Source organism: Desulfovulcanus ferrireducens (assembly GCF_018704065.1).
In the GTDB taxonomy this organism is placed as follows: domain Bacteria; phylum Desulfobacterota; class Desulfovibrionia; order Desulfovibrionales; family Desulfonatronovibrionaceae; genus Desulfovulcanus; species Desulfovulcanus ferrireducens.
Map to the genome: position 1 here is coordinate 13,726 of NZ_JAGUQP010000007.1, position 23,561 is coordinate 37,286.

Consider the following 23,561-nt stretch of genomic DNA (forward strand, 5'->3'; position numbering starts at 1 on the left):
TGTAACGATGTCGTTATTTATATCCCTGTTCATGTCTTTTTTAATGGGCAGCCTGGGGGCATTTTGTGTATCTCGCCTGGGCTTCAAATTTGGACTTTGTGATAGACCCACTGAGAGAAGTTCTCACCTGGTTCCTACGCCTAAAGGTGGGGGGATTGGCATAGCAGGGGCTTTTCTTTTTTTATCGCTTTCTTTGAATATCCCGATATTTTTATGGGGGCCGGCGATTTTGCTCTCCTTCCTAAGCCTGGTTGGTGATAAGTGTGAAATATCGCCGCTAATCCGCCTTGTTTTCCAATTTGCAGCAGCCTTAATAGTTCTTGTCAGCTTTTTTTTATCCTCTGCCCAAGCCTTTTTGCATCAGTTGGCTACAACATTTTTCAATATCCCCACTTTGCTTGTTTTTGCTTTTTTGGCGGTCTTTGTTGTCGGAACGGCCAATTTTTATAATTTTATGGATGGGATCAATGGCATTGCAGGTATCACTGGAGTTGTAGCCTTTGGTTTGCTTGGTGGATATGCTTATTTTATTGGTGCTGACAGGCATTTTGTGCAGCTCTCATGGGGTATTGCCTGTGCTTGTGCCGGTTTTCTTCCTTGGAACATACCTAAAGCAAAAGTTTTTATGGGAGATGTTGGCAGTATTTTGCTAGGTTTTGTTTTTGCAACTTTGCTGGTGGTCATATCGAAAGATGTCCATGATTTTTTTGTTGGCATGAGTTTTTTATTTCTTTTTTATGCTGATGAGCTCTTTACCATGTACGAAAGGATAAAAGACGGTGAGAAACTTACAAAACCGCATCGCAGACATTTATACCAAATTTTGGCCAATGAAGCTGGTATACCTCATTGGAAGATATCTCTAGGATACGGTTTTTGTCAGTTATTTTGTGGCATCGTCATCTGGATAATGCGTGAAAGTAGTTTAGTTGGTATCTTATCATTACTTTTTTTATTTTTTATTTTGTTTGGCCTGGTGAACAATAAGGTTAAATGTTTATTTTTGACGAGATAAAGAATAGGATGCACCCCAGAACTTCTAATAAAAAGGTAGTAATTTTATGAAAAGGCTACAATTGCAAGGACGATACTCAGATGAACAACCAGCCAATTTCATCAATAATATTTATATTTTTATTTTTTCTTTGCTAATTACCTATGCACTCTGTGTCTCTCTAAGACTTGTAGAATATCCGGCTTGGCAGACGCCTTATTTCCAAGTTGGCGGCGAAAAGCTTATGGCTACCCATGATGCTTATGCCTGGCTGGCTGGAGCTAAAGGAATAAATAGATATGCTGGTGCGCCATTGGCAGAACTTGTTGCCTCTATATCACATTGTACAGGAATAAGTCCGGGTAATGTAGGTTTTTGGCTACCAGCATTATTAGCTCCTTTGGTGGTCGTGCCTATTGTCTTGTTAGGTTTGGCCTTTGGACAAAGCGAGGCAACTTTAGCCCCTGCAATTATGGCCGGTACGGGTATAGGTTTCTTATTGAGGACAAGATTGGGGTTCTTGGACACAGATGTGCTCACCTTGTTTTTCCCCCTGACTGTTGGATCTGGTCTGGTTGTCTGGCTTTCTGAAATGTGTCGGAGTACCTGGAAGTTCAAAGACCGCGAGAGCGACGAAAAGGGGTTGTTTAAGTTTTTTTTTGTTGCTGTTCTAATTGGACTTTTGATAAAGATATATTTATGGTTTTATAGTTCGGGAAGTTCAATTGCACTCAGTTTACTGGGTATGGCTTTAATTTTATCCTTAGTGCTGGGATACCTACAACTCAGGTTGCATATCCTTCTTGGCTTTTTAATATTGTATCTTGTTGCTTATGGTGGCTGGGTTACTTTTTTAGTGACTTTATGTTTTCTCTTGGCCGTAGTATGGAAGTCTGATTTCTTAAAGCAAAAAAGAGTTCTTGTAGTCTTGTTTATTATAGGTTCAGGGTTGTTATTCACCCATACCAATATCCTTGCTCAAATTGGTAGTGTCTTTTATAGTTTTTTAAAGTATACTAAAGTATTTCCATCAGAAATGCTTAATTCCACCTCTTTGCATTTGCCATCTGTTGTCCAAAGTGTCCGCGAAGCACAGAACGTCAATTGGACACAGCTCATTTCTCGCATTTCAGGCAACTGGATTCTGTTTGCTGGAGGGTTGGCAGGTCTAGTATATCTCGCCTGGAAAAGGCCGCTAATGTTAATTTTTTTGCCTCTTTTAGGCTTGGCTATAGCCAGTGTTAAGCTGGGTAATAGATTTACCATGTATGGAGGCGTAGTTATCGGGCTTGGCCTGGGCTTTGGTTTGAATTCACTTTTATTGCATTTTAAACAACCCTTATTTCGACGTATTTTGATCCATCTTGCTCTGGCCTTACTTGTCAGCTGGCCTTCTTTTTCCATAATGAAGAACCTAAGAGCTGCACCAGTTTTGCCGGCAATTTATGCCCAGACCTTTTTAGAGTTAAAGGGTAAGGCCGACTACAAGGCACAACTCTGGCAATGGTGGGATTATGGTTATGCAGGGCAATATTATGCAGAACGGGAAACTTTTGGGGATGGTGGCAGGCAGAGTGGACCCTGGCTTTATCCTCTGGCTAAAGTGCATATAACAAGTTCCCCTCTTCAAGCCAATCAGGTTATTAAGCTGGTGGCTACAACTTTGGACAGTCAAGATAAGAAATTAGTCTCCACTGATGGCATAAAGGCTGTATTGTATCAGGGCGATCCCATTAAATTTTTAAAAGATTTGGGTCCTCAAAAAGCAGAGAGTTTTATTTTTAGTTTGGCCCAAGAAGAGAAGAGTTGGCCTTCTGGTTTGCCTGAACAATATTTTATCGTTTCCTGGGAAAATTTACGTCTTGCTTACTGGATTAGTTATTTTGGTAATTGGAATCTGCTTACTGGAAAAACTGTTCCTGGGAAGATTAGGCGCTTAATTGGAGTTGTAAATTTTGATTTAAGAAATGGGGTAATTAAGTTTGGTCAACGGCTGATAAAAATCAGGGCCTTGGACGTTATTGATCAAGGAGGAACAAGACATTTCGAGTGGAGTAATACAAAGAACTTATATGCACTTATGAATCAATTTTCAAAAGAATTATATCTAATGGATAAAACTATATATAAGTCTATGATGGTGCAAATGCTAATTTCGGACCCTGGTCAATTTAAGCCATACTTTGAGTTGGTGATCGATCACTATCCTTGGTCTAGAGCATACATGGTGAAATAATGATTCCTAGAACTCAGCTAGCCAATCCTAAATTTTATCTTATGCTCTTTGCAGATGTTCTCTTATTTTGCCTTTCTCTTATTTTAGCCTATTTGTTTCGCTTTGATTTTTCCATTTCTCAAGAATTTTCTGCTCAGTTGTTCAAGATTCTGCCTATGACTTGTGGTGTAAAGTTGTTTTTTTTCTTTTTATTTGGTCTCTATCGAGGAATGTGGCGATATACCAGTGTAAGTGATTTTTGGCGTCTTTTGCAGGCGATTCTTTTCTCTCAGCTTACAATAATTGCTATTATAGCTTACTTATATCACTTTTATGGGTATCCTAGGTCTGTTTTTCTTTTAGACGGGTTGATTGCCTTTTTTCTTTCAGGAGGAATGCGCCTCTCTATTAGGCTTTTTTATAGTTCTCAAACCGGTTCTTTAAGCTGGACAAGGGCAATTTTTTTCCCGTTTGGGAGTGAAAAGCAAGGCAAACCAGTGATTATTGTCGGAGCCGGAGATGCCGGCGAGAAGGTAGCCAGGGAAATTTTAGAGCATGGGCATAGTCTATATCATTTAATAGGCTTTGTTGATGACGATTATAGAAAAGTTGGCCGTTTGGTACATGGGCTACCAGTATTAGGGAAAGTTGAAGATTTGCCTCAGCTTATCCAGAAATACCTGGTCCAGGAGGTCCTTATTGCCATCCCTTCTGCAACCGGTAAACAGATGCGGAGAATTATCAGGTTGTGTGATAAGGCTAAGATTAAATTCAAGACTTTACCTGGGCTAAAGGATATTATCGATGGTAAAGTTAGTATTAAGGCTTTACGGGATGTTAGTTATGAAGATCTATTGGGGCGGCCGCAAGTTAAACTGGATTGTCAGGAAATAGAAGGTTATCTTAAAGACAAGGTTGTTTTAGTTACAGGTGCGGGTGGTTCTATCGGTTCTGAGCTCTGTCGGCAAATTGTCCGATTTGATCCTAAGTTGCTTGTTTTGGTCGATTCAGGTGAAGCCAATCTATATTCTATCCAGATGGAATTAGAGCATGTTATAGGTTTCACTAAATACCAAACAGTTTTGGCTCAGGTTCAGGATAAGAAACTCATGGAGCAGGTTTTTGGCAAGTACTCACCCCAGGTAGTATTTCACGCTGCAGCTTATAAACACGTGCCAATGCTTGAGATAAGCCCCTGGCAGGCAGTATATAACAACATTTTAGGAACTCAAACTATCATGGAGGTAGCAGTAAGACATAAGGCCGAGCGTTTTGTCCTGGTGTCTACAGATAAGGCTGTCCGGCCAACGAATGTAATGGGGGCAAGTAAGCGGGTAACAGAGCTTTTAATGCCTACCTTTAATGGTGCCAGTACCAGATTTATGGCTGTTCGTTTTGGAAATGTTGTGGGGTCGTCTGGTTCGGTAATCCCCTTATTTCGGCGCCAAATAGAAAAGGGAGGTCCGGTAACTGTTACGCACCCCGAAATGACCAGGTATTTTATGACAATACCTGAGGCAGCCCAGCTAATCCTGCAGGCTGGCTCAATGGGCGAAGGCGGCGAGATATTTATTCTGGAGATGGGTACACCAGTTAAAATCGCTGACATGGCCAGAGACCTTATTCGCCTTTGCGGCAAAGAGCCTGATGAGGATATTGAAATTGTCTTTACGGGATTGCGGCCCGGAGAAAAACTTTATGAGGAACTCATCACCGAAGGTGAAGGCATTGTCTCCACCTGGCATGAGAAAATAATGGTTTTAAAGCCTGAGATAGATGGCAGCACGAATAGTCTTCAGTCCACTGAAAGGCTAGTCAAACAAATTGAGGAACTATATTTACTCGCCCGTAAATTTGATGGTCATGCAATTAAAATAAAGCTTAAGGAAATAGTGCCAGAATATGAGCCAAAGGATATAGAAACGGTTGTTTAGTAAAGAAAAGGCACAAGGCTAGTGGGGGCCGAGGATAAAAGTATGAAATTATTTTCTGTTCGCCGTTCCGATTGTTGAGTTTTCGTTCAAGGTTTTTATAGGTATTCACAGATTTTCTCGTAAGTCTTTCACATGCTTCTGCTTCTTGCACTCAGCCTCTAAGGTCTTATCTTTTTTGCAATACCTTTTTAAAAAGTTAAAGTTCGGTATTTGGTGAGGTACCCCGGCAAAAGACTTTGTTTTTGCCGGGGTTGCTGGTGTGATGTTTAACTGTTCTTCAGTCTGGATTTTTGCATCAGGATAACAATACCAAAGCTGAGCATGCCAATGATATACATGTAATATTTAGAGTTCAGGGGCAAGTTAAAAAGGGTATTCACTAGTGCCGGATGAAAAAGGACCAGGGTAGCAATAGCCAAAAATGGAATGTCGTACCATTTATTTTTGGTTAAAAGCCAACCCTGCAATATACTAGTAAATGCAAAAGAAGCAAAGACAGCCATAACAAAGATTAAAATCGCCAATGGCCAGTTGTTCAGGTTATGTAGTATGAGGTCCGGATTGAAAATAAACATAAATGGGATAATGGCTGTTCTTAAATCGTATAAAAATCCTTGTAGGCCCGTTGGAATAGGCTCCGAGTCGGCAATAGCTGCTGCAGCATAAGAAGCTAGTCCAACAGGAGGTGTGTCATCGGCAAGTATTCCAAAGTAAAAGCAAAACAAGTGAGCAGCCATTAATGGGACTATAAAACCCTGTATACCTCCTATCTGCACGATTATTGGCGCGGTAAGAGATGCCATGACTATGTATGTAGCTGTAGTTGGCAGCCCCATACCCAATAAGAGGCTTGCGATGGCTGTTATTAACAAGAGGAGAAAAATGTTCCCATGGGACAGGACTTCAACAATCTGTGTGACCATGCTGCCAATGCCCATATTTACGATACCGACAATAATCCCGGCAGATGCTGTGGCCAGGGCCACGGAGATCATGTTTCGGGAGCCGGCTATAAACGCGTCTCCAATCAGTCTGAACGCATTTTTTAATCCTTGCCCAATGCCATTGCCATTATTCGTTTTCCTTGCTCTGACTATTTCTTGGACAAACATCAATACGATAAGCAGCATAATTGACCTAAAAGCTGATAATTCCGGGCTGTGTCTTAAAACCACGAGTTCGTAGATAAGCATGGCAATGGGGATTAAGTAATGCAGTCCCTTTTTAAGGGTCTGCTTAAAATCAGGCAGTTCTTCTTTGCTTAAGCCCCGAATGCCTAATTTGCTAGCTTCCAGATGGGTGACAAAAAACAGAGCAAAATAAGAAACAAAGGCAGGTATTGCTGCCGCCTTAACAACTTCGATATAAGGAACATTAACATATTCTGAGATAATAAATGCTGCTGCGCCCATGATTGGAGGCATAAGCTGTCCATCAGTACTGGCTGCGACTTCTGTAGCAGCTGCCTTTTTAGCTGGATACCCAGCCTTTTTCATTAGAGGGATTGTGAAGTTCCCCGTGGTGACAATGTTGGCAATACTTGAGCCTGAGACCATTCCGGTTAAGGCGCTGGATACTATTGCTGCTTTGGCAGGCCCACCTTTGTAACGTCCCAATAGAGATATGGCTATATCAATAAAAAAGCGACCTGCACCGGCCTTTTCCAGCATAGCTCCTAAAAGGACAAAAAGATAGACTATTGAAGCTGAAACACCAAGGGGAATGCCGTATATCCCCTCTGTGGAGAGAGAGATTTGACTTAAATATTTAGTTAAGGAGACACCTTTAAAAGCCAGAACATCTGGCATGTAGGGACCCAAAAAGGCGTAGAGAGTAAATGCTAGAGCGATGATGGTTAATGCTGGTCCTATTGAGCGCCTGGTTGCTTCCAGAAGAAGAACAATAGTTAAAATACCAAATATTATATCACGAGTATTGGGACATCCGGCCCTCATGGCTATTCCTTGCCAATCAAGCATGATGTACAGAGCCGAAATTGCACCTACAATGGCAAAAAGATAATCAATTAAAGGAATACGGTCGGTTACAGATAAGTAGCGACAAAATTTTCTAGGTTTCTTAAAAAAGGGAATAGTCAAAAAAACTAGAGACATGGCAAAGGCAAGGTGAATAGAACGAATAGTAGTACTGTCAAGAATAACAAAACTGGCAATAGCTAATTGAAAAATTGCCCAGGCTATGGCGATGGTTCCGAAGATAAAACTTTCATGCGGACGGAATTCTCTTAATTCGCCTGTTTCTTCCTTAAGTATTTCCTGATCTTTCCTTAATTCATTTTTCCCCATGCCCACTCCGATGACCATGCAATCCTTTGCATGGAATGTTGGTTTTGTATGTTGAATTTAGAATTTTTTTAGTATGTTGAGTAAGAATAAATGATTTTAATAACTCCCAGTAATAAAATAGCGATAATCCCGCAAATACAGATTTGCAGGATTATCGCTAACATAAAAGTTTGGTGATTTTTTTACTTGATCAAGTCTTTGTTTATATACTTGATAAGGCCAGTTTCTTTATAGTACTTTAATGCGCCTTTATGCACAGGTGCACTTAAGCCCTGCAACATATCTTCTTTGGTCAAAACTGTATAGGCTGGATGCAATTTCTTAAATTCTTCAAAGTTGTCAAAGACTTCTTTGACAATAGCATAGACAACGTCTTCGTCCATATCTTCTCTTGTCACAAAAGTAGCTTTAACGCCTATGGTTTTTACATCTTCTTTGTTTGCTACATTTGGATAAAAGCTAATTGGTATAATTGATTTTGCATAATATGGATATTTAGCAAGTAATGAATCAACGCCGGCACCAACAATTGGTATCAACTTTACTTTGATTCTACCGGCTGTAGCTTCTTTAATATTTCCATTAGGATGGCCTACAGTATAGAAGAATGCATCAATTTTTTCATCCTGGAGCAGTCTTGGGGCCTCTACAGCCTTGGCGTATTCAGCGGAGATGCTGTTTTCATCCAGTCCAAAGGCGGCCAAGACGTCTTTAGAGTTTTGCAATTGACCTGAGCCTGGATTTCCAATGTTTACTCTTTTGCCTTTCAGATCAGCCACAGAGTTAATTTTGCTGTTAACTGATGCAATTAGAGTAATAGCTTCGGGATGGATTGAGAAAACAGAACGAAGATTTTTCTGAGGTCCTTTATTCTTCCACTCAGCAAGCCCATTCCAGGCCTGGTATTGTCTGTCAGACTGACAAATACCAAACTCCAAATCGCCACTGAGGACAGCGTTAATGTTGTAAACAGAGCCAGCTGTAGACTCTACAGTAGCCTTAATTCCATATTGCTTAACTTTTTTGTTGATCATCCTGCTGATGGCACCACCTGTAGGATAATAAACTCCTGTGACCCCTCCGGTTCCAATGGTAACAAATGTTGTTTTACTATGCACTACAGGTGCGAAGGACAAAACAAGCAACAGCGCAAGGATAAGGTTAAGGGTTTTTTTCATACATTCCTCCTTTTAATTTGTTTTTTTATATTTTAGACCTTAAACCCACGATGAGTTTTTTGAGGTGCTTTAAATCTCAAACTGTTTTGGTTTTTGTCAGATTTTTTGGAAATCGAGCAAATTTAGTTTTTTGTATGAGCGACATAAAAAGAGCCGGTTTTTTAAAAGCAAAATAGAGGCCATTTGTGACTTTAAAACTTTTGCTTGTGACTGTTGTAACAATCGAGGCTTGATAAAAACTGTAGATAAGTTGTTTTTACAAAAGTGTCACAACAGTAGGTGGGATTTTTTTCAAAATTGAAAAATTGTTTAGGTTAGCTTGAAAATAGAATTTAGCAACTTCTATATTTATGACAAGATAAAGAAAGAAATAGCAGTTATCAAAAGAGATGTTGGGTGTCAAACCAGGTCGTTAGCTTGATCAGGGGAATCGCATCTAAATTTTAGGTAGTGTTTGAGATAGGTAGAATTTATAGTTTTTTTACCTTAGACCTACGCAGAAATGGGGGCATCAGATGGCTGCACTTTGGTTGAGTAGGTGAGTAAGGTAAGTAGTTGAGTGAGGAGAGTGGTGAGAGTAAGGTGAGTAGGGTGGAGATGGATGATATGAAAATGACTTTTGAGACTTTAGAAGCTTGGCCAATGCCGACGGAGCAAAGTGGATATGGGATAATGTAGTAGAATTTTTTTCTAATTGCCCCCGCAAGATTCTAGACTTTTACCTCTGCACAGAGCATCTGTACAGGAGTGTATAGGCACAGACCTGTTAAAAATCATAAGCCAAAAGCCAGAGATTCATGGGCGAAATCTGAGCCTGTTTATGCTCCACAAATTTTGATGCCCTCTGGTTTTCTAATTTTTGAAATATTTTAAATGTTTAATTATTATAGGTAGATAAATGCGTTTGGTGGAATTGTTAGATTAGATTTTGATATTCAAAATAATTTTGTATATCGACTTATTGTCTGGATGCTTTTTGGTGTGGCTCATTAAAGATATGTCTTTCAAGGCGGTTATGGGTGTCTAAGCTTAGATTTTGTGTGTTCAGTATGAAAAATTGTGAAAGATAAGCTGCTAGCTTATCTTTAAAAAAGGCATTAGGCGACGTTAAATCATTGTCTCAACTTTCTGACACGATTAACATCCTCAAATTACTACACAATGGAAGAGAGCATTTTCTGAAATGCATTACAAACGGGTTGGGTAACACATCTTGGCGAAGATTGCGGAAGTGCTGTGCATAGGGGAGGTTGTTCCATCGAACTTTCGAAACCCATCATAACAACAGAAAAGGCATTAAGTAACATTCTATTGACTAACCCCATTATGCACAGCCCGCAAGCAAGCCTTAGATGTGTCCAAGTCTTTGTTAGCATTGAAGAAAATGCGCTCGCAAATTAACACAGAAAGTTGAGTCATTGTTAAAATAAGGTTGGCCCGCCAAAAACAACAACCTTATAACCGACCCAAAATAATAAAAAATTTAACGATTAATAATTCGTGCAAAGGAGGACTGGGGATTGAAGTTATTGAAAGCAAAGCAGCTTGAAGTTCATCCTCCTCTTGATCTGGAGACTTATATGTTTCTGGCCCAGGTCAAAGGGATGGAAGGGAAGGATACGGTGGAGCTTTTATCTTATTGGTCTAAGTGGGCTCCCAGTTTAAAGGTGTATAGGTTGGGGGAGAAGAAAGGGTATGTTTTGGCTTATCTGGGGCAGGAAGTAGATATGGAGGTGGATGAAATTTGGGATAAATCTCCCGCTATGGGGTTTAAGCTGGAAGCCTTGGCCCAGACTATGATCATGGGCGTCATGAGGTATTTGCTTCCGGAGCTTAGTTCAACCAAGTGCGCTCCTGTGCCTAAGCCAAACAAAATTTTGAAAAGGTCTTTGGGTAAAATTGGACTGGAGTTTTCAGCTGCCGGGGCACTTAACTATAAATACTCAACCATTACCTTTTTCCCATATAGAGGAGGGTGTGAGTTGTGTTATCTTAAGCCTAGCTGCCCCAAGGCTATGTTTCCTAAAATGGACGATATTTTTAAGACAAATAATCCCGGTTAAAGGCCAGTTTGAGCAGGTGGTTATTTAGCCCACCCAGATCTTTGGGAGTATATCCCATGACCTTTTTCCAAACATGGTCAGATTCCATGCAGAAGTAGATTTGTTTGTCCAACCCTTTTTGTTTGAGTTTTTGGGTAATAAATAAAAATTGTTTAAGGCGCAGAGGTAAAAAGAGCCTCTGTTTCCCGTCAAGCCCGGTTATAAATTCATTGTAGATGAATGTGGAATGGGGGAACTCGCGGGCAATGACTTTGAAAAGGTCTGGCATGCACCGAAATGAACCTAGGCTAAAATAGGCAATATCCTGAGGTCGGAGATAGTCAAAGATCATATCTATAATTTGAGAGTAGCCCTTTTCCCAGCCCGGATAGTGGATGATGGGGTCAAAGTGGAGGCAGACCCTGAACCCAAGTTTGGTACACTCCCTGGCTGCCTTTAGTCTTTCTTCCAAGGGGGCAGTGCCAGCTTCTTCCTTCCTGGAAACATCCGGGCTGTTTAAAGACCAGGCTGGCAACACTCTGTCTGTGCGCTTTAGGCCTTCCATCCAGGACAAGTCGACAATTTTTGTTTTCAGTTCCAGGCAGACATTGGGATAGTTTTCCAGAAATTGAGCCAGGTCACGGCTGTACCCCGTGATGGGCTCCAGGACGAGAGAATCAGTAAATTCACCAGTGCCTACTCGGAAAAAGTGTTTTGGATTCGGACCAAATGCATGATCAAGCTCGGCCCACAAATCATTTTGATTGGCCCATACCTTGAGGGTTTTGTCCTGAAAATAAGCTCTTAAAATACAGTAGGAGCAGCTTAAAGGACAATTCTCGCCTATATGGATAATGCGATAGCCGCAACAGCGATAATATCTCGTACCAGGACAAAAGCGTAAAAATTTCCCCATGTAATTTTTTAAATACAAGGTCTGAGTTGATTCTGTTGTGTTTATTGGGTTTGTATGAGTGGTTTGTTTTTTGTCAACAACATGCCATGGTAAGTGACCGAGTTTTTGCCGCACTCGTTTTGCAAGTGGAGTATGTTCTACTTCCTTGTCCACCAAAACACGCTTAATTTTTTTCAGATAGTTAGTTGAGTTCATTTTAACTAATTTTCACTTAACCTTTAGAGCCTGTGGCCAAACTTTACTCAGAGAATAATTTTTCATAATTTTTTTTTAATCCTGATTCCTTTCAAGCTCGTGCAAATGCCTGGACACATCTATGGCTTGCTTGCGGGCAGAGCATAATGGTACATTTAGGATAAATGAATATGCTTTTATTGTCGATAGTTATGGCAAATAGTCCAGGACATTTATTTTTGTCACCCCGATGCTCTGCTTATCCGCAAGCTTCTCTAAGATGGGTTACCCAGCCCTTTGCAATGCTTTCAAGAAACCAGGATTTCTAACCTGGTAGTCAAAATGGGGTTTGGCCACAGACTCATTTAGTCTTTTATTTGCCAGCATCTATCGAGCATTTCCCAGGTAGGGGACTTGCTTATTTGCTGCAAGTCTTTTAGTCCGTTTAAAAGTTCTTCTCTGGAATTTATCTTTATGGCTAGTTCCAGACTAAAATTTTCGAAATTATCCTTATGTTCAACCCGCCATTTTGTTCCGGCACAGAGTTCCTGGCATCTTTTATCTACAGATTGTTTAAGCTCGCTCAAGGTCGGATAGCGTATCTCCCAAGCCTTTAAGACTAGATTTTTAACCAGGTCTTTAGGTGATAGCTCTCTGTCTAGCAATGCAGTCAAATTGTTTTTAGCTATTAACTCCCGCACTGATATCCCCCGCATTTGTCCACTTTCCCAGAGCCAGGTCAAAAAGTGAAGAGCATTGTTCTGGGACCAGGATACCCTGGCCAGGAAAGGATAAATTGCATCCAAATCTTTTTGCTCAAAGCGGGAAAGAATCGAGGCTGCACTTAGAGGAACATGGTCTGTTATCAAAAGCTGATCCCATTTGGGGGGTAATTTTAGCCAGTTTTCCCACAGTATATATTGTTTTGACTTAATGGGGATATTTAGAAGGCGACATAGTTCTTTCAGGCTAGAATTAAGGCCTTGAAAATAGCGTAGGGCCTTAAGTTGTTTTTTTGGGTCAAGGGTCTGGTTTAGATTGGAAGAGAGATACACCATGCCCTTGTCCAAGTCGGAGGCAAGTTCGATTTCCATGATCAAGACAGGCCTGTTTAAATTTTTTAGAGCTTGGACTCTCCTGTACCCGGCAATAAGTTCATAGCGGTAGCGTTCGGGCCCGCTATTTTCGACCTTGGTAACCAGGACAGGCTGGAGTTGTCCCCACTTATTTATAGATTCTATAAAAAGTTTATCTGGCTCTGAAGACCAAAAAAGCCATGGCCCGTCACAGTCGAGTAATTCGTAATTTGTAATTTGCAATTGGTTGTATGTGTTTTTTTTCATTTTTGAACTCCCGTCGAAATCATAGCTCACGGCTGTTAATAAGCCCGCCCCGGCCTTTAAATTTTACTTTTAGGCCCCTAATCAACATCTTGACATCTTTTCATTCATCTTCCTATAGGACAAAATCTACAGAAAATCATATAAGCGTTTGTGAAATTCAGGGCAAAGTATGATTGGCAAAACCGTTTAGAGTCTATGGCCAAACATTGTTCAGAGGACAACTTTTCATAATTTTTTTCAATACTGGTTTCTTTCATGCTGGTGCAAATGCCAGGACCCATCTATAGCTTGCATGCGGGCAGAGGATGATGGTAAATTTAGAGTAAATGAATATTCTTTTTATTGTGGATAGTTATGGCAAATAGTCCCGGATATTTAGCTTTGTCATCCCGATGCTCTGCTTATCCGCTAGCTTCGCCAAGATGGGTTGCCCAGCCCTTTGCAATGCTTTCAAAAAACCAGTATTTTTAATCAGGTAGTCAAAATGGGGTTTGGCCACAGACCTTTTGGTCTAGCCGGGACTAGGCTAGGATTAGTCAGTCAGGCCTACTCTGTCTACAATATTTTACGCGAATTTGTGGGAAGTCAGGGGTGCTTGGGTAACCATGGTTTCGAATAAAGCGGAACTGACCGCAATAAAAATGATAAAGGGGGCAAATTAATGCTGGATAAGCTAGAAAAACAAAGAACCTTTGCTTTGGTTGGCCATGGCGGAACAGGTAAAACTTCTGTGGCAGAAATGATTTTGTTTAACGCGAAAGTTATAAATAGGCTGGGCAAGATCGAAGAGGGAACCACTTGTTTGGACTTTGAGCCAGAGGAAATCAAGAGAAGAGGTAGCGTTCAGCCTGGATTTGCCACATATAAATGGCAAAAAAATACCCACTACTTAATTGATACCCCGGGAGATAATAATTTTATCGGTGACATAAGTTATCTTCTGACCGGAGCGGATGGCGTCGTGTTTGTAGTTGATGCCATTGATGGTGTAAAGCCTTTGACCAAAAAGGTATGGTCAGAAGTTGAGCGGGCAGACTTACCCGCTATCGTTTTTGTGAACAAAATGGACCGCGAACGGGCTGATTTTGATATGGTCTATGATGGCTTGACCAATATTTTGGGAATCAAGCCTGTATTGTTATATCTGCCCATTGGGGCGGAAGCCAATTTTAAAGGCCTTGTGGATGTCCTGGAAAACAAAGCCTATTTCTTTGCTGAAGATGGCAAGTTGACACCAGGCGATGTGCCTTCCGAGATTCAGGACAAGGTCTTGGAATTGCAAGAGATGATGATTGAAAATATTGCAGAAAGCGATGAAGAGTTGATGGAGAAATACCTTGAAGAAGGCAGCCTGACTCCCGAAGAGATGTACAAAGGTTTGCGTGCCGGAGTATTAAGCAGGGAACTGGTTCCTGTTTGTGTAGGAGCTGCTCTGGAAAATAAGGGCGGGAGCAAACTTTTGGACGCCATCCAGCAGCTTCTTCCCTCACCGCTTGAACATAAGCCCTGGATTGGTGAGGATGGGAGTGAAAGAGCTTCCAGTGTGGAAGAGCCCTTTGCAGGTTTTGTGTTCAAGACCATAGTAGATCCGTTTGCCGGACAACTTAGTGTCATGCGCGTTTTGTCCGGTAAACTCAGCTCTGATATGACAGTTGCCAACCCCTTAAAAGACACTAAAGAGAAACTGGGTCAACTTTTGGCCTTTGAGGGGAAAAAACAGATTTCGGTCAAAGAGGAAGTAGGCCCGGGAGCCATTGTTGCTGTGGCCAAACTCAAGAATACCTCCACAGGGGATACCCTGTGCGATGAAAAGGCCCCGTTTGTACTTAAAAAGCCTGAAATTCCGCCGTGCATTCTTTCTTATGCTTTGGCTGCTGAGGAAAAGGGTGAAGAAGACAAGGTATTTGCTGCGGTGCAGAAACTTTTGGATGAAGACATTACCCTTTCACTTACCCGCAACGACGAAACCGGGGATATGCTCCTTTCAGGTATGGGGCAATTGCATATTGAACTTTCTGTGGAAAAGGCCAAAAGAAGGTATAAGGTAGGCATCCTCTTGAAAACGCCCAAGATCCCTTATCGGGAAACCATAAAAGGCAAGGCTGAAGTTCAAGGACGATATAAGAAGCAGACGGGAGGTCGCGGTCAATTCGGTGATTGCTGGATCAGGCTCGAACCTTTGCCTCGCGGCGCAGGATATGAATTTGTGGACCAGATTGTGGGTGGAGCCATCCCGAAACAATATATTCCTGCCGTGGATAAAGGTATTCAGGAAGCAGCCCAAAAAGGGGTTATTGCTGGTTACCCGGTAGTAGATTTTAAGGTCACTCTTTATGATGGTTCATACCACAGCGTGGACTCATCTGAAATGGCCTTTAAAATTGCCGGTTCAATGGCCTTTAAAAAGGCGGTTGAAAAATGCAAGCCCGTTCTTCTTGAACCAATCATGAGTGTCTCTGTCTATGTGCCTGATGAGTTTATGGGTGATGTCATTGGCAATATCTCCAGCAGAAGGGGCAAAGTCCTTGGCTCAGATTCAGACAATGGCATTACTGAAATCAGAGCCCATGTGCCTATGGCTGAAATGCTCCAGTATGCCCAAGACTTACGGTCCATGACCGGAGGACAGGGCACCTTTACCATGGAATTTGATCACTATGAGGAATGTCCTCCACCTATTGCTGAAAAGATCATTGAAGAGAGTAAGGTAAAGGAAGAATAAATTAAACTTTCATATTGCTACGGTACGCCACATAAGAAAAGTTAGACAGAGTCCGCGAGAAGTATTTCGCGGGAAAATAATTTACGTTAAAAAAGGCCCTGCTTGCAGGGTCTTTTTTTTGGACCAAAACTCCCGATTTTAAATCGAGCATGCTTGTCTTGTGCTTTTGATGTAAATTGATTAACTAGAAAATAATACACCCTGAATCCGTGAAAATGATGTAATTTTGCTTATTGAGTTTTTGCAATCCGGAACTTTTGTCAAACAGCTGAAAAAACTCCTTCGAAGGCAGCCTAAATCAAAATCTTTAATACGATTTATTGGATTTAAGGGGCGTTATATTCAAGTGTTTAAGCGAATTTTGGAGCTTACGATTTAAAAAGATTTTAATTAAGGCTGCCTAACTCGGTCAGACAGTTTTCGCTGTTTTCCAAAAGCCCCGGATTGCAGCAGGAATCGTGGCTGTGTTAAATTTTACGGATTCCGGATACACATTAATTTTTTAAGATTTGATTGCAAAAACTCAAAAATTTGTTTTTTGATAAAAGCGTAAGCGCATATCTAGGAAAACATTGAACTTTGAACCTTGAACTCAGCCTGCAAAAACGGAATTTTTGCAGGCGCATCTTAATAATGGATATCGGAGTTAGCAATGACCAGTGAAGATAAATTTGTTACTTTGACTCCTCTGGGAGGATTGGGCGAGATAGGGCTCAATTGTATGGTTTTAGAGACAAAAGACTCTATGGTTGTGATAGACTGCGGGATAATGTTTCCTGAAGATTTTTTATTTGGCGTTGATGTAGTTATCCCTCGACTGGATTTTATTGTGCAAAAAAAGGATAAGTTAAAAGGGATTGTTTTAACCCATGGTCATGAAGATCATATTGGAGCCTTGCCTTGGCTGATGCCCTATGTAGATGCGCCTATCTATAGTTCGCGGTTTACACTGAGCCTGGTGGAGAACAAGCTCAGGGAATATGGCTTATTGGAGTACGTGCAACTGGTCCCGGTTTCCGGTGGACAGGAATTAACTTTGGGTGATTTCAAATTTCATTTTTTCCCTGTCTGTCACTCCATCGTTGAAGGCTTTGGCTTAGGTGTAGAAACACCAGTGGGCAAGATCGTGCATACAGGTGATTTCAAGATTGATCGACACCCTCTTGATGGTCATTACACAGATTTGGAAGCCTTTGCCCGCTTTTCAGCCTCAGGGGTCAAGTTATTACTTTCAGACTCTACCAACGTGGAGCGCGATGGTTTTGCCCTGACTGAGAGAGAGATAAAAGAGTCCTTGCGGAGCATATTTGCCCAGTCTAAAGGACGGATTCTGGTCACCTTATTTTCCAGTCATATCCAGCGTATTCAAGAGGTGTTTGATCTGGCCCGGGAGTTTGGGCGAAAAGTTGCAGTCAGCGGTAAAAGTCTGGCTGTAAATATCGATATTGCCACAGAGTTGGGTTTCCTACGCCATACTGAGGAGAATTATGGCAAGCTGGAAGATGTCCTTAGATTAAACGATGATCAGATAGTGCTTTTGCTTACCGGTTCCCAGGGTGAACCTTTATCGGCCCTATCCCGTCTGGCTTTAGGAGAGCACAGGCAGCTTAAGGTACACAAAGGGGACACGGTGATAATGTCTTCCAGGTTTATCCCTGGCAATACCAAGGCCATAACCAAGGTGATCAACAACCTGTATCGCCTGGGGGCTGAAGTATTGTATGAGAAAGTCAGGGCCATACATGCTTCGGGACATGCCCACCGGGAAGAACTTAAGCTTATGCTGAAGACTGTAAAGCCTAAATTCTTTCTCCCTGTGCATGGCGAGTACAGACATCTGGTCAAGCATTGTCAGCTAGCTCAGGAATGTGGGGTAGCTCCTGAACGGACTATAATTTTAGAAGATGGCAACCCGCTCACATTGTTTACAGATTCCATTCGTTTTGAAGAAGATATCTATGCTGAATCTATTCTCGTGGATGGAAAAGGTGTAGGCGATGTGGGCCAGACTGTACTTAGAGAGAGGCAGATTCTGGGAGGTGAGGGTCTGGTTATTGTGGTTTTGGTTATTGAGAAGGATACGGGAGAGATGGTTATGGAGCCGAACCTGCTGTCCAAAGGTTTCATTTTCGAACAGCAGTTTGCCCATGTGCTAGAAGATGCCAAGTGTATTGTCCTGGATATCTTTGAAAATATTCCTCCCGGTCAGACCAAAAAACTTGAAGACCGTATTCGCTCCTCTTTGCGCCGATTTTTTCGCAAGATATTAGGTCGAGATCCTGTGGTTATCCCGCTTGTCATTATAGTCCCTAAAGGGCGCTAAAGTGAAAAAATGAGTGTCCTTAGGTTAAAAGTGTTTGAAAAGCCTCCACCGGAAGATTTTTTAGCGAGGTGTAGCCTTTTTAAATCCTTCAAAATCAAACCAGCATATCAATAATAACCCCTGCCATCTGATCATAAGTTCTCACAACCTGGGCGTTGGCCTCAAAGCCGCGTTCTTTTTTTATCATTTGAGTCACTTCCTGGCTTACTTCAGTATTACTACCTTCCGTTATCACCTCTTGCTGTTCAATGCGGCCGTCATTGTTTTCCCTTGGCTGGATTTGGTTGGTTAATGGGCCAGGCTCCGTACTTTCCACAATAGTTTGGGCTCGTACACCCTGTCCATCCGGGGCGCTTTCAACGTCCAAACGTTTAGCCTTGTATCCATCCGTGTTTATATTGGCCACATTGTTGGCCGTAATATCCTGGGCCAGAGAAAAGACATTCAAGGCACTTTGGCTTGTTGAGATGTCCATGATTGCTCCCTCATAAGCTGATAACAAGATAATGTTGGCTGTCACGATTCATTAACGATTCATTAATGTGACCGTCCGGAGTCATATCTTTTGTGGATGGTCAGAGGATCTTTCTCTTATTATTTAATCTTTTGATGACTATTGGCAAGTCTTGAGTACGAGTGAAGTTTGTCACGAGTACAAAAAATAATATTCGGGATATTTTTTTAGATTTGAAAAATCTATCTTTCCTCCCTTTCAAAGGCAAAAAATAATTTGCCCACTTAATCCAAGTCGTTAGTGAAACAAAGCACAAAAAAATGCTTCCATTAATATACAGGATGCAAACTCAAGTTTGCATTTGGGCCTGGGCTAGAAAATTAAAGTCAATAATTTCAATAGGTTTAAAGTGTGAAAAATATGGCATATCTATTGCTTTCAACCTTGTTCATTTAGGCGCAAAGTTTTCAACTTTGCCCGTTCTAGAGGGGCTAGCATTAATTAGTTTTTAATATCTATAAGCATATCTTTTTTTAAGATTTTTTTAAGAGATATGCAATTTATAATATATTAGGAGGGTTAAAATGGATAGAAGGAAATTCTTAAAAAACAGTGGGAAAGTAGTGGGAGTCACTTTGTTGTCAACAAACTTAATGGCAGGTTCTGCTCATGCAGAGTCCTCAAAGGCTCCGAAACTTCCTTTTCCTTACAGTCCTCTAGACCCAGGTAAAGTAGAGAAAAAGGGTTATGAAGGGTATTATCAACATCACTGTTCTTTTGGTGCCTTTGAGGCTATTGTTGGTTCTCTTAGGGAAAAAGTAGGTCATCCATATAATCTTATTCCTACAGAGATAATGACTTTTGGAAGAGGAGGAGTTGCTGGCTGGGGTACAATTTGTGGTGCTTTAAATGGAGCTTCAGCGGCTATAGCCTTGGTTGTAGGTGAGTATAAAAAATATAAGGGGTTGCTGAATGAGCTTTTGGCCTGGTATTCAAAGGTAGAAATGCCAATTTATATCCCAGCAGGTCAAAAAGATATGGTGAAAACTGTTGCCGGAAGTCCTTTGTGTCATGCTTCTGTTATGAACTGGTGTGAGGCAGCAAATGTAGGGGCCAAGAGTAAGCTTCGTTCTGAAAGGTGTGCCAGACTTACTGCAGATGTTGCTAAGAAAACTGCTGAGTTGCTCAATGCGTATTTTAAAGGAACATTCCAGTATGTATATTATAAACCTACAAAGGAAGAGCTTACCAACTACAAGCAAAACAAGACCAAAATGGAATGTTCAGGATGCCATTAATTGAATGTTCTTAAGTTTAGGAATAGTTAGCTTCCAGTATGGGAACTAACTATTCCTAGTACCAAAACAGATACAAATCGCTTTCATGGATTTTGCCTTAGCAGGATTATAATTAAATATAGTTTTCCCATCAACTCATTTGTTTTTGTCACCCACCCCTCTTTTCCCCTCCCTGGTCTCAGGGAGGGGAACCAATTAATTTAAAGAGCGACCATATACTTCTGTCATTCGTTTTTTGTTCCATTTGATGGGACTGGCTTCCAGCAGATGCGGAATTTTTGTAGGGCAATCCATACTGCTACGCCAATACAAAGACCATATATCCAGCCAGCCAGAACATCCGTGGGAAAATGTTTGCCCAGGTAAACGCGTGAGTAACCGATTGCAAGTGGCAAGAACCATACCCAGAATCTGGACCTCGGCCAGAAAATGACAGCCAGAGTAGCTGCGGTCATGGCATTGGCGCTGTGGGCTGATGGATACGATGTCCCGCTTTTTTTGGTTGCAGTAAAGTCAGGAGGTCTTTGTCTCCACTCTCCATCTTCATAGTAGTTAACCCCGGCCAATTGATTAAGCGGTCTGATCCGGCCTATACTTTTTTTTATAAAATTGGTGCTAAAATCACAAAGACCTATGCTTAAAGCAATGATGAAAAGATAACAGATTTTCTGTCTGTCTTTTTTTATCAGATAAATAAAAAGAAGCACAAAAGCGATGGACCATAAAAAGATATTGCTGGAGAATAAAGGCATAAAAAAATCAAACAAGGTATTTCTCCAGACCATATTGATTTTTGTAAACAGGGCCATGTCCCAGGAAGGAGTGTGAAAATACATAGTAAACGGTAAAAATTGGTTAAAGGTTAATAACTCTCCCTTTTACTTTCAGGCCAGTAGCCATTATAATTATAACAACAAAAAATAGTAAAAGTCCGGCCGGGACGGCCTTTATGTCTAGAGTGAAGAACAAGACCAGGATCAATTTTGGCAAACATTTTTTTTACCTCAGGGGGTACCTTATGTTCTATACCTTTTTGTACAAAGATGGCGTCCCAGCCTTTTTTATCAAGTGGACCCGGCCAGAAATCATACTGATTATATTTTCGGCCGGCATTGACGCAATAGGCTCTTTTCTGGCCAGGAACATAAAATGACAGTTCAGCCGTAACCCCATAGGTGTCGCTGAAGACAAACACCTTTTCTGGAAAATTAAACTTTGCCTTTTTCAACTCATTCACGGTTAAGCCCAGCTCAGCCCATCCCTTCATCCGCCGGGTCAGGTCCAGCTTTTCCGGCAGAGGCAGGTAGTTGTTCCCATAGATCAAAATAAAAAGTAGTCCGCCAAGAGCCGGCCACAGCCATTTTTTCGCCCCCTTTGTTTGAACAAAGGTCAGGGTGGTAAGGACAATGCCGGCGCAGTAGCTTGTTGCTGACCAGTTGGCTTCCACCTTGCCATGTAAACTAAATAAAAGAAAAAAGAGCCAGATCGGCCAGAAAAAGACAGTCAGTATTATCCCTTGCGTCCTGTTCAGGGCAAAGGGAAGTTTTTGGGACCATAGTCCCCTGGTCACCTTAACCGCTCCTATGAGACAAAAGACAAACCACCAAGGTGTTAGCACGCCCAACTGGCTACCTAGATATTCAGGGAAATATTTGGGTCGAAGCAGCGTCCGGGCTTTTTCTCCGGCCAGGCTTCCGCGATAAAGTACATGTTTTATACCGGCAAAGTCATGGGTTATGTTCCAGATAAGAATTGGCAAAAGTCCGATACATGTTCCACAGACCAGAGATTGGATAAAGCGGGGCCAAAACTTTGCTGGCAGCTCATCTTTTCGCCCCTTTAACCAGGCACAGGCCAGGCTTAAAGGGACGAACAATAGCATGGTATATTTCGCTAGTATGCCCAGGCCCAATGCTAGGGCCAGGACAAAATAAGCCCATGGGCCGGTATTGGTTGTAAAAATTGTGTATAAGATAAAAAAGGCAATGAGCCAGAAAAGGATAAGCAGGTTATCTGTGGTCATTAGTACGCCTGCGGTAATAAATAAAGGCATGGTATTGGCCACAATCAAACAATAAAAAGCGAGTTTTGGCCTGGACCAGATTTTAGTAAGGGACCAAAAAATTATAATTTGCATCAAGAAGGTATTGAACACCGCGCCAAAGCGCACACCAAGTTCTGTTGGGCCGAAGATCTGGGTCCAGAAACGGATGACATAAGCAATTAAAGGTCCTTTGGAGTAATAAGAAAGCTGCAGGGTCCTGCTCCAATCCCAGTACTGGGCCTCATCTGTATATAAGTTGGTCTGACCTGAATAAACAAACCAGAACCTGGTTAAAGTCGTCACGAAAATAATTAAAGCAGCCCCAATATATGGATTAAATTCTTTGGTTTTTTGCATAGTTAGTTTGTAAGTTATAGGTTCCCCTGCAGAATTATTTCCCCATTTTTACATATCATCTGTATCTCATTTTTGGACAAAAATTTAAGCCTCAGGAGTTTATCAAGCTCCTGGCCAGGATCAAACAGTGGGTAGTCTGAGCCGAAGAGAATTCGCTCTTTAGGGTGGCGGGCCAGTATTTTTTTTAAAGTATCTTCAGGAATAAAATCGATGCAGCTGGAAGTATCCAGAAAAATATCTTCGCCCACAATATGCTCAAGGGCTAAGTCCCACTGTAGATAACCACCTAAGTGAGCAGCAATGATTTTTAATCGGGGAAAATCTTTGATTACTTGTTTTAGCTTCACCGGACAGGAAGGACTTTTATGGGCAGGCAACCTGTCTCCTATATGGATCATCAAAAAGAATCTTTCCCCAATGGCCTCAAAGATCGGTCCGAGTCGCTTGTCATTTAACCAGAAGCCCTGAAAATCCGGATGTAGTTTTAACCCTTTGATCCCGTTTTTCTCTAACCGGTTTAGTTCCCTTTCCCACCTGTCAAATCCCGGGTGGATAGTGCCAAAAGGGACCAATTCAGGATATCTCTTTTTGATTTCAATGGACCAATTGTTGGCCGGAATAACCTGGGCCGGGGCCGTGGCTGCTGTGTGTACTACAGCCTTTGAAAACCCGCTTTTTTTAAGCCGTGCGATCAAATCTTCGGCCAAGCCTGAGCCTGCCGGAGAAATCCCGTACCGGACTTCCAACTCCTTCAAAATTCTGGGGGCAACATTTGGATGGAAAATATGGGTATGTACATCCAGCATCGAGAACTTTAAGAGGAAGGTGTGCAGATTTGTTTTAACCAGGCAGGAAGAGGTACGGGACGGCCTTGCTTGTTAACGCATGCATGCTCAGTCTTGCCCAAGGCCAGTACACGGTTTTTTTGCTCATCCACCACTTCATAAACAAACAAAAGAGATGCCCGTCCCCACTTTTCTATTCCTGTACGGACAAAGACCAGTTCATCAAATCTGGCAGGGGCTAAATAGCGACATTCTGCTTTACGGACCGGCAAAAAAATTCCTTTTTCCTCTACCTGGACATAGCTCAGGCCCCTTTCCCGCAAAAAAGTACTCCTGGCCATCTCAAACCAATGCAAGTAATTGGCATAATAAACCACTCCCATAGCATCTGTCTCACCATATGATATTCGATGCTCATGCCAGGTTTCGGGTTGCGGAAATTTTGAGTTTTCCTTTGGCTTCATAAAGTTTGTGTT

General features: G+C 41.7%; 16 protein-coding genes. 7 read left to right on the top strand and 9 right to left on the bottom strand.

All coding sequences use genetic code 11. From position 1 onward, the window contains the following. Positions 1–7: 7 nt before the first annotated feature. Genes KFV02_RS03755 through KFV02_RS03765 form a run of 3 tightly spaced genes read left to right on the top strand, consistent with a single transcriptional unit; the run spans position 8 to position 5,143 of the window. Positions 8–1,015 (top strand): MraY family glycosyltransferase, encoded by a 1,008-nt coding sequence (locus tag KFV02_RS03755; protein WP_252380199.1) that lies wholly within the window; start codon positions 8–10, stop codon positions 1,013–1,015. 46 nt (positions 1,016–1,061) lie between these two features. Beyond that, on the top strand, positions 1,062–3,230 hold the full coding sequence (locus KFV02_RS03760) for an STT3 domain-containing protein (protein WP_252380200.1): 2,169 nt from the start codon (positions 1,062–1,064) through the stop codon (positions 3,228–3,230). Then, the gene (locus KFV02_RS03765; protein ID WP_252380201.1) at positions 3,230–5,143 is read left to right on the top strand and encodes a polysaccharide biosynthesis protein; all 1,914 of its coding nucleotides are present in this window, start codon (positions 3,230–3,232) and stop codon (positions 5,141–5,143) included. The genes KFV02_RS03760 and KFV02_RS03765 overlap by 1 nt, the downstream gene beginning before the upstream one ends. A 266-nt stretch (positions 5,144–5,409) precedes the next feature. Here KFV02_RS03765 and KFV02_RS03770 read toward each other — a convergent pair whose 3' ends face one another. Next, the gene (locus KFV02_RS03770; RefSeq protein ID WP_252380202.1) at positions 5,410–7,449 is read right to left on the bottom strand and encodes a TRAP transporter permease; all 2,040 of its coding nucleotides are present in this window, start codon (positions 7,447–7,449) and stop codon (positions 5,410–5,412) included. Between the two features lie 182 nt (positions 7,450–7,631). Then, positions 7,632–8,627, bottom strand: coding sequence for a TAXI family TRAP transporter solute-binding subunit (locus KFV02_RS03775; protein ID WP_252380203.1), 996 nt, complete (start codon positions 8,625–8,627; stop codon positions 7,632–7,634). A gap of 1,520 nt (positions 8,628–10,147) precedes the next feature. Here KFV02_RS03775 and KFV02_RS03780 point away from each other — a divergent pair. After that, positions 10,148–10,690: a hypothetical protein gene (locus tag KFV02_RS03780; protein WP_252380204.1), complete on the top strand. Its 543-nt coding sequence runs from the start codon at positions 10,148–10,150 to the stop codon at positions 10,688–10,690. Here KFV02_RS03780 and KFV02_RS03785 read toward each other — a convergent pair. Both KFV02_RS03785 and KFV02_RS03790 read right to left on the bottom strand, forming a co-directional pair. Further along, entirely contained in the window at positions 10,668–11,780 is a 1,113-nt protein-coding gene (locus tag KFV02_RS03785; RefSeq protein ID WP_252380205.1) for an SPL family radical SAM protein, read from the bottom strand. The genes KFV02_RS03780 and KFV02_RS03785 overlap by 23 nt on opposite strands. 344 nt (positions 11,781–12,124) lie before the next feature. Then, positions 12,125–13,102 (bottom strand): ParB N-terminal domain-containing protein, encoded by a 978-nt coding sequence (locus KFV02_RS03790; protein ID WP_252380206.1) that lies wholly within the window; start codon positions 13,100–13,102, stop codon positions 12,125–12,127. 661 nt (positions 13,103–13,763) lie between these two features. On the opposite strand from KFV02_RS03790, the gene fusA reads away from it, so the two are divergent. Together fusA and KFV02_RS03800 are read left to right on the top strand one after the other, a co-directional pair. Continuing rightward, entirely contained in the window at positions 13,764–15,824 is a 2,061-nt protein-coding gene (fusA, locus tag KFV02_RS03795; protein WP_252380207.1) for an elongation factor G, read from the top strand. Between the two features lie 652 nt (positions 15,825–16,476). Next, positions 16,477–18,147 carry a ribonuclease J gene (locus KFV02_RS03800; protein WP_252380208.1) on the top strand — a complete coding sequence of 557 codons (1,671 nt, stop codon included), beginning with the start codon at positions 16,477–16,479 and terminating at the stop codon, positions 18,145–18,147. Between the two features lie 94 nt (positions 18,148–18,241). On the opposite strand, the gene KFV02_RS03805 is transcribed toward KFV02_RS03800, so the two are convergent. Further along, positions 18,242–18,622 (bottom strand): flagellar basal body protein, encoded by a 381-nt coding sequence (locus KFV02_RS03805; protein ID WP_252380209.1) that lies wholly within the window; start codon positions 18,620–18,622, stop codon positions 18,242–18,244. 563 nt (positions 18,623–19,185) lie between these two features. Between KFV02_RS03805 and KFV02_RS03810 the strand changes: the two genes are divergently transcribed. Next, positions 19,186–19,899 carry a C-GCAxxG-C-C family protein gene (locus tag KFV02_RS03810; protein ID WP_252380210.1) on the top strand — a complete coding sequence of 238 codons (714 nt, stop codon included), beginning with the start codon at positions 19,186–19,188 and terminating at the stop codon, positions 19,897–19,899. A 224-nt stretch (positions 19,900–20,123) separates the two neighbouring features. On the opposite strand, the gene KFV02_RS03815 is transcribed toward KFV02_RS03810, so the two are convergent. The 4 genes from KFV02_RS03815 to KFV02_RS03830 form a co-directional block, all read right to left on the bottom strand. Next, complete coding sequence (locus tag KFV02_RS03815) at positions 20,124–20,666, bottom strand: phosphatase PAP2 family protein (RefSeq protein ID WP_252380211.1); 543 nt, start codon at positions 20,664–20,666, stop codon at positions 20,124–20,126. A gap of 95 nt (positions 20,667–20,761) precedes the next feature. Beyond that, positions 20,762–22,300, bottom strand: a complete 1,539-nt coding sequence (locus KFV02_RS03820) for an ArnT family glycosyltransferase (RefSeq protein WP_252380212.1) — start codon at positions 22,298–22,300, stop codon at positions 20,762–20,764. Positions 22,301–22,314: 14 nt separating this feature from the next. Further along, entirely contained in the window at positions 22,315–23,106 is a 792-nt protein-coding gene (locus tag KFV02_RS03825) for an amidohydrolase family protein (RefSeq protein ID WP_252380213.1), read from the bottom strand. Between the two features lie 8 nt (positions 23,107–23,114). Beyond that, positions 23,115–23,549: an acyl-CoA thioesterase gene (locus KFV02_RS03830; RefSeq protein ID WP_252380214.1), complete on the bottom strand. Its 435-nt coding sequence runs from the start codon at positions 23,547–23,549 to the stop codon at positions 23,115–23,117. Positions 23,550–23,561 lie beyond the last annotated feature (12 nt).

Bases quoted from the DNA above. Each gene is read 5' to 3' on its own strand.
- KFV02_RS03775 (WP_252380203.1), bottom strand. From the start codon at position 8,627: ATGAAAAAAACCCTTAACCTTATCCTTGCGCTGTTGCTTGTTTTGTCC.
- KFV02_RS03770 (WP_252380202.1), bottom strand. From the start codon at position 7,449: ATGGGGAAAAATGAATTAAGGAAAGATCAGGAAATACTTAAGGAAGAA.
- KFV02_RS03805 (WP_252380209.1), bottom strand. From the start codon at position 18,622: ATGGACATCTCAACAAGCCAAAGTGCCTTGAATGTCTTTTCTCTGGCC.
- KFV02_RS03800 (WP_252380208.1), top strand. From the start codon at position 16,477: ATGACCAGTGAAGATAAATTTGTTACTTTGACTCCTCTGGGAGGATTG.
- KFV02_RS03820 (WP_252380212.1), bottom strand. From the start codon at position 22,300: ATGCAAAAAACCAAAGAATTTAATCCATATATTGGGGCTGCTTTAATT.
- KFV02_RS03825 (WP_252380213.1), bottom strand. From the start codon at position 23,106: ATGCTGGATGTACATACCCATATTTTCCATCCAAATGTTGCCCCCAGA.
- fusA (WP_252380207.1), top strand. From the start codon at position 13,764: ATGCTGGATAAGCTAGAAAAACAAAGAACCTTTGCTTTGGTTGGCCAT.
- KFV02_RS03755 (WP_252380199.1), top strand. From the start codon at position 8: ATGTCGTTATTTATATCCCTGTTCATGTCTTTTTTAATGGGCAGCCTG.
- KFV02_RS03765 (WP_252380201.1), top strand. From the start codon at position 3,230: ATGATTCCTAGAACTCAGCTAGCCAATCCTAAATTTTATCTTATGCTC.
- KFV02_RS03785 (WP_252380205.1), bottom strand. From the start codon at position 11,780: ATGAACTCAACTAACTATCTGAAAAAAATTAAGCGTGTTTTGGTGGAC.
- KFV02_RS03810 (WP_252380210.1), top strand. From the start codon at position 19,186: ATGGATAGAAGGAAATTCTTAAAAAACAGTGGGAAAGTAGTGGGAGTC.
- KFV02_RS03790 (WP_252380206.1), bottom strand. From the start codon at position 13,102: ATGAAAAAAAACACATACAACCAATTGCAAATTACAAATTACGAATTA.
- KFV02_RS03830 (WP_252380214.1), bottom strand. From the start codon at position 23,549: ATGAAGCCAAAGGAAAACTCAAAATTTCCGCAACCCGAAACCTGGCAT.
- KFV02_RS03760 (WP_252380200.1), top strand. From the start codon at position 1,062: ATGAAAAGGCTACAATTGCAAGGACGATACTCAGATGAACAACCAGCC.